Source organism: Nocardia albiluteola (genome assembly GCF_018860155.1).
Lineage (GTDB): Bacteria > Actinomycetota > Actinomycetes > Mycobacteriales > Mycobacteriaceae > Nocardia > Nocardia albiluteola.
In genome coordinates this window covers 131,714-136,200 of the sequence record NZ_JAHKNI010000019.1, presented here as the reverse complement: position 1 = coordinate 136,200, position 4,487 = coordinate 131,714, and the positions used below count along the sequence as shown (strand labels likewise).

The window sequence follows — 4,487 nt, the reverse complement described above, 5'->3', positions numbered from 1 at the left end:
GCGGCATAGAAAGACGTTTAGTGCGTCGGTTTCCGGGACGTGGGGAACGTCCTCCTGATGCGCTTGTCGGGCTTGGTGTCCCATCGCAAGAGCAGGAGGACGTTCCATGAGTAACGGTAGTGGTGTGTCCCGGGGTGATCGCAACCGCAACATGCGTCTGAGCAGGCTGCGGGCGTTGGTCCCGCCCGAGAACGCGATCGTCGGGATCGATCTGGCCGACCGCAAACAGATGGTCGTGGTCTGCGACCATGACTCGAAGGTGCTGGCTCGCAAGACATTCCGGTGTCGCGCCTGGGATATGGGGATTGCTTTGGACTGGGCCAGCGCCCGTGCTGGGGTAGCGGGGTTCACCGGGGTGACAGTGGCGTGTGAGCCGACCGGGCATCGGTGGCGAGTGCTTGGACAGCTGGCCGCCGATCGGAACATGTTGTTCGTGTGTGTGCAGCCAGCGATGACGGCCTGGTCACGCCGTGCCGAGGACCTCACCACCGACAAAACCGACGAGAAAGACGCGGTGCTGATCGCGCGATTGACCGCGCAATTGCGCTGCTATGCACCCGAACCGGTCGATGAAACCTGGGGTCGGCTGCGGCATCTGGGCGCCCGTCGCGAACGACTGCTGGTCGAGGTGGTCGCGCAGATCCAGCAGATCCGCGCTCTACTCGAATGCGTGTGGCCGGCCGCGCTCGAGGCCGCCCAGCAGCCGTTCAAATCCCGGACCTGGATGGCAGCACTGCGAGTGATCTGCGGCCGCGACGGCGGCGACTTCGCCCGCACCCGCCGGTTGGGCCGAGACCGGCTCGAATGCCTCGTCCGTGGCGAGGTCACCCGCGCAGGCGCGAAGCGACCGTGCTTTCGGATCACCAGGAAACTCTTTGCGGCGCTGGATGATCCGGCCGGAGTGCTCGCCCACCGGCGCGGTGCGCTGGAGCGGGTGCACTTGCTGCTCGAAGACTGGGCCGCGGCCAAGCGACGCCTGGCCGACACCGAAACCCGCATGACTGGGGTGCTCGATGAGCTCCGGCTCACCGAGCTAGTCACCTCGATTGTCGGTCTGTCCGCGGTGGGGGCCGCAGCGATCCTGGCCGAAACCGGCGACCCTGCACGGTTTCCCACCGCCCGGGCAGTAGTCAAACACGCTGGTCTTGCACCCCGGGAGAAGAAGTCCGGGACCTTCACCGGCCGCGCCCGGCTCACCGGAGCCGGGCGCCCTGGACTGCGGTTGGCTGCCTGGAGAGGCGTGTGGGGCACCCAACGCGCCAACCCCGTCTATGCCGCTCGCTACCGACATCTGACCACCCGAGAGGCGAACCCGCTCACTCCTACCCAGGCTCAGGCCGTGATCGCCGCGGCGATCCTGCGCCAGCTCCACGCCGTGGTCACCACCAGGCAACCCTGGAACCCGCACATCGCCGCCCACGGCACCACCACAACGGAGGCCGCCATGATCTCGACCGCCGCCTAAGCAGGCGGATCGTCGAGCGGTCGGTCGGGGCGAGCCCCACGCGGCATCGAGACACCTGGTGATCTCGCCGGAAATCATGGGCAGCCCCGACCTGTCGTCACACAACCCGATTACACGCTGCTGGGATCAACCCCATTACCGCTATGCCGGGACGACGACACACGGGGCACCGACCGAACCGCTTGACACAAAACGACTTACGCTGATTTTCGGATGATTCGATAAGTGGTACAAAATGTCTGAGGATCCTGCTGTCCTTGCAGTTGTTCGTTGCGGTCGGATGTCGTAGCTCATTCCGAGTTGGTTTCGGATGCAAGGGTATTGGGGGCGGCCGACGCCGTATTCGGGGGCGTGGGCCTACCGGTAATTGAGTGGCAGTTCGGGTGGGGTGATTCTATGGTCGCGTTATGCCTGTGGTCGGGAGTAACGGTGATCGGGATCGTTCGGAGTCGGCCGAACCATCGTGGGCGCAACCGAGGACGCTGCTCGGGATGATCCAGCGTGGGCGAGGGGCCTGCCACGGCCAAGCGCTCGTGCAACGCGCGGCGGGAGCCGGCTTCGTGGTCGACTGCATCGTTCACGATCCTCGATGGGACCACCAGGTCGAGCAACGCGATTGGTTGTACGCGACACTGGTCGCCGAATTGGGGGTCGACCTTTCCCGGTTACGCGCGGCGTATGCCGGACCGCTGGACCCGTACGGAGACTCCGACGCGTGGCTCGCCACAAGCGTTCTTACGCTGCTCGCCCGTCGCGGCGTCGCCGACGCTGTCGCCGAGCTGCGGCGCTACCTGCGATCGGGGCGCGACCTCGAACAGGCGCTCGACCATCTGATTCCATTACTCGACCGCCCCGAGACCGAGGGGTTGCTCGATGACGTATTGGAGGTGGCCGACGACGAACAGCTACGGTCACTGCTCGAGTGGCGCAGCGGGTATCCCGGCGGTTTGTCCGCACCTCCGTGGCCGGACTGGCGGCGGGCGAGCACTCGCATCGAACGGGCCGCCACCGTGGCCGAACGGTCCCGGGCCGCACGCAGCAACCCGAGGTTCGATCGTGCCGCCCGGGACAGGGCCGATCGTGAACGCGTGCTGCGGGCAGCGGCGGAATCGAACCTCGCCACGGCACCATCGGCGCCTGACGAGGTGAGCGGGGAACGTTGGGAGACAACGCTTCTGGGTATCTCGGCGGACATACTCCAGGATGAGACCCACCCCGACGCCGTGCGGATCGCGGTGCGCAGATGCCTCCGCACACTGGGCTCCCCTCGAACGCTGGCCTGGGCCCGAACACACGTCACCCTCGACGGTTATGCCGGCTCCACTGCACGGTCCCTGTTCGCTGATCTCGCCGAAATCTCCGACGCTCCTCGGCTGCTCGAACTCCTCACAGAGGCACTCGCCCGCGGCAACGACCACATCTACGACCAATGCAATCTTGTCGACGCGCTCGCCCAACTGGGTCACGGCGCCGGTGTCACGACCATCGAAGAGATCTTCGATACCACCGTCTACTCGTATCTGCGCAGCCGGTGTGCCCTGGCGTTGAGCCGGCTCAGCACAGATTTCGCCGACGAACGGGCAGTCGAATGCCTCGACGACTGCGAGTCCCGAACACGTCGAATCGCCATCGCCCACGCAAACATATCGGTCCCCGAGGTCAGCGAGCGATTCGGCCGGATCGCTCAGGACCCCACCGAGAATGGCGACAACCGTCGAGCCGCAGCGACTCGAATCATTCGGGCCGCCGCGGGCGGAACCGGGTACCAGTCTGCGGCACAGTCGGAATAGTCGTCGCGGACACCTCGGTGCCGAACTGGTGAGGTGTGTGGATGTGGTTGCGGCTGAGCCGATTACTCGTCGCGTATCGGCCTGCGAGGCGACCGGTGCCGCCGCTATACAACTGACCGATGTTCTGTATCGCCCGCTGACTGTCCAGCAGGCCGCGGCTCCCACATCATGACCAACCTTCGGCCGGACCGATGGATCGAGGTCGGTGCTGGGCTTGGTGTCCCATTCGCTGTAGGAGGACGTTCCATGGGTAACGGTAACGGGGTATCCCGGGGTGATCGCAACCGCAACACTCGACTGTCTCGGTGGCGGGTGCTAGGCCAGCTCGCCGCCGACCGAGGGGTGGCGTTCGTGTGCGTGCAACCGGCGATGACCGCGTGGGCGCGCCGCGCGGAGGATTTGACCAGCGACAGAACCGACGACAAGGACGCGGTCCTGATCGCCCGCCTGACCGCGCAGTTGCGCTGCTATGTCCCAGAACCGGTGGATGAGACGTGGGGCAGGTTGCGGCATTTGGGGGCGCGGCGCCGGGAACTGGTGGTGGACATGACCGCCCAGATCCAGCAGATCCGGGCGCTGTTGGAGTGTGTGTGGCCGGCCGCGTTGGAGACCGCGCGGCAGCCGTTCCGTTCTCGGACCTGGATCGCGGCGCTGCAGGTGATCTGTGGTCGTGACGGCGCCGACTTCGGCCGCACCCGCCGTCTCGGTCTCGCGCGGCTGGAACGGCTGACCACCGCCGAGGTTACCCGGGCCGGTGGGCAGCGGCCGTGTCTGAGGATCGCGCGGAAATTGTTTGCCGCACTCGATGATCGGGCCGGGGTGCTCGGCCACCGTTGCGGCGCGCTCGAACGCATCGAACTGTTGCTGGGCGATTGGGCTGATAACAAGCGCCGCCTGGCCGATACCGAGGCCCGCATGGTCGGGATTAGCAAGCGCACGAGTGGAGTGCGTACGGCCTGTCCGACCGGCCCCCGACGACGCAGCCCAGCATCCGTCTGCGCTGGTTGTGCCACCGCCGACTTCCGCCATCGACAGCGAGCAACGACAGCCACGAGCCCATCCAGAAGCTTGTGCACGACATGCCTCGGCTATGCGCGGTGAAGCACGGAACGGTTCGGGTAACTACACATATGCAACAAAGCCGCAGGCCGTTGACCTGCGGCTTTGCCGTCCTGTGGAGCTAAGGGGAATCGAACCCCTGACCTTCTCGATGCGAACGAGACGCGCTACCA

At 65.9% G+C, this 4,487-nt stretch carries 3 protein-coding genes; all 3 read left to right on the top strand.

Features of this window, described 5'->3' with window-relative positions; translation table 11 throughout:
* Positions 1-106: 106 nt before the first annotated feature.
* The gene (locus KO481_RS37600) at positions 107-1,465 is read left to right on the top strand and encodes an IS110 family RNA-guided transposase (protein WP_215923304.1); all 1,359 of its coding nucleotides are present in this window, start codon (positions 107-109) and stop codon (positions 1,463-1,465) included.
* A 491-nt stretch (positions 1,466-1,956) separates the two neighbouring features.
* Positions 1,957-3,255 carry a hypothetical protein gene (locus KO481_RS37595; RefSeq protein WP_215923303.1) on the top strand — a complete coding sequence of 433 codons (1,299 nt, stop codon included), beginning with the start codon at positions 1,957-1,959 and terminating at the stop codon, positions 3,253-3,255.
* 168 nt (positions 3,256-3,423) lie between these two features.
* The gene (locus tag KO481_RS37590) at positions 3,424-4,356 is read left to right on the top strand and encodes an IS110 family transposase (protein WP_308166933.1); all 933 of its coding nucleotides are present in this window, start codon (positions 3,424-3,426) and stop codon (positions 4,354-4,356) included.
* Positions 4,357-4,487 lie beyond the last annotated feature (131 nt).

Coding starts and splice junctions, on each gene's coding strand:
- KO481_RS37600 (WP_215923304.1), top strand. CDS start 107: ATGAGTAACGGTAGTGGTGTGTCCCGGGGTGATCGCAACCGCAACATG.
- KO481_RS37595 (WP_215923303.1), top strand. CDS start 1,957: ATGATCCAGCGTGGGCGAGGGGCCTGCCACGGCCAAGCGCTCGTGCAA.
- KO481_RS37590 (WP_308166933.1), top strand. CDS start 3,424: ATGACCAACCTTCGGCCGGACCGATGGATCGAGGTCGGTGCTGGGCTT.